The organism is Rhizobacter sp. P3_B12 (genome assembly GCF_056402895.1).
Window position 1 is genome coordinate 1 of sequence record NZ_JBFUGN010001045.1, and the last position, 2,071, is coordinate 2,071.

2 protein-coding genes are annotated in these 2,071 nt (G+C 70.7%); one reads left to right on the forward strand and one right to left on the reverse strand.

What is annotated here, in order from left to right; genetic code table 11:
- Window positions 1-155: 155 nt before the first annotated feature.
- Entirely contained in the window at window positions 156-1,784 is a 1,629-nt protein-coding gene (locus tag AC1D01_RS31840; protein ID WP_477873510.1) for an MFS transporter, read from the reverse strand.
- Between the two features lie 103 nt (window positions 1,785-1,887).
- Between AC1D01_RS31840 and AC1D01_RS31845 the strand changes: the two genes are divergently transcribed.
- On the forward strand, window positions 1,888-2,071 hold a 184-nt coding region (locus AC1D01_RS31845), incomplete at its 3' end, for a hypothetical protein (protein WP_477873511.1).

Here is a 2,071-nt window from a genome sequence, read left to right on the forward strand (position 1 = left end):
CCTTCAACGGTGGCCCTGGAAGACCGGGCGCATTTCGTCACGCTGGTGCTCACCGAGTTCAACAGCCTGCATGCCGGCAACGCCGTTCGTTTCGGCCTGCGGCCCCTGGAGTTCGCGGCGTGGCACGAAGGCACCGACGGCAATGCCTGACGGCTTCAGCTGCCCAGCGCCTGCGCCACATACCGCGTCACCTTCGGCGGCGACTGCTCCACATGGAAGCCCAGCCGCCGCTCGCGCAGTTCCATGTCGAACACCGTCATCCGGTCGAAGTGCCGCAGATGCTCGGCCCATGATTCGTTGACGAACTGCTCGACGTAGAGCGACGGGTCCGAGGTGTCGCGGAACAGGCTCCACGACAGCACGCCGCGGCGCAGGCAGCTGCTGCGCCGCTCCTGCATCACGTGCAGGAATTCGCCCACGCGCACCGGGTCGATCCGGTACTCCACCGCGATCAGCACCGGCCCGTCGTGCGGGTCCAGCGGCAGCGCGGTCACCGGCGGGCGCAGCGGGTTCTCCATCGCATTGGCCGGCGTCAGGTCCTCCTCGACCACCGCCGAGAGCCGCACCCGCCGCGTCAGCAGCAGCGCCACGCAGCCCATCCCCGCCGCGCCCATCAGGCTGCTGCGCAGGTCGCTCATCGCCGCGACCTGGCCCCACAGCGCCGCACCGGCCGCGCTGCTGCCCATCAGCGCCATCTGGTAGATCGACATGCCGCGCGCGCGCACCCAGTCGGGCAGCGCGAGCTGCGCCGACACCGTCAGCGAATTGGCCACCGAGATCCACGCCGCGCCGGCCACCCCCATCGCGCCCGCCGCCACCGCCACGTTCGGCGCCAGCGCCACCACCACCATCGCGAGCGCCTGCACGAACGAGCCCCAGCGCACCAGCTCGTCGGAGCCCAGGCGCTGGCGGATGCGCGGCAGGTTCAGGGCCGCGGCGATCGCACCGGCACCCATCGACGCGAGCAGCAGCGTGAAGGTGCCCGCGCCGCCGCCATGCAGGTGCTTGGCCACCAGCGGCAGCAGCGCGAGCAGCGCCGTCGACTGCAGGAAGAAGATCGACACCCGCAGCAGCACCACGTGCATGCGCGCCGATTCGCGCACGTACTGCACGCCCACCCGGATCGCGCCGAGGAAGCGCTCGCCCGGCAGCGTGCTCGCCTTCTGCTCGCGCTTCCAGCGGCTGATCGTGAACGCCGCGCCGATCGACAGCAGCGCGTTCAGCACGAACACCCATGCGCTGCCGGCGCTCGCGATGATCGCGCCGGCCAGGATCGGCCCGATGATGCGCGACGCATTCATCGCGATGCCGTTCAGCGCCAGCGCCGACGGCAGCTGCGAGCGCGGCACCAGCTCCGGCACGATGGCCGCGAACACCGGCCAGCGCATCGCCAGGCCGATGCCGTTCGCGAAGGTCAGCACCAGCAGCAGCGGCGCGTTCATCGCATCGAACGCGATCGTCGTGCAGGTCACCACCGCCACCGCGGCCACCCACACCTGCGTCAGCATGAAGTAGCGCCGGCGATCGAGGATGTCGGCCATCGCGCCACTCGGCAGCCCGAGCAGGAACACCGGCAGCGTCGACGCCGACTGCACCAGCGCCACCAGCACCGGCGAGGTCGTCAGCGAGGTCATCAGCCACGCCGCCGCCACGTCGTTCATCCACATGCAGACGTTGGCGGCGACCCAGGTGCCCCACAGCATGCGGAACACCGGCAGCGAGAGGGGGGCCCAGGCGGAGGTGGACGGCGGGACGGCAGGTGGAAGAGAGGGCGTGCTCGACATCCCGCAACGGTAGCACCGCGTCCGCGTCCATCACATGTGGGATGGACGTAGAGCCCCGCCGCACGATACTGGCCCGGCAGCCTCAACCACCCCGGAGGAGCCCATGAAGCTCTTKATCTCCAAAGGTGCGTCCGGCCCGGACGTGACCCGTCTCGCCAAGGCACTCGCCGCCGAACTCGGCCCCGATGCCGCGGATTTCCCGGTGCTCGCCAGCACCGGCCCGTCGATCGACGACGGCTTCGATGCCGCGATCCGGCGGTGGCAGGCCGGCATCGGCATCATCGCCG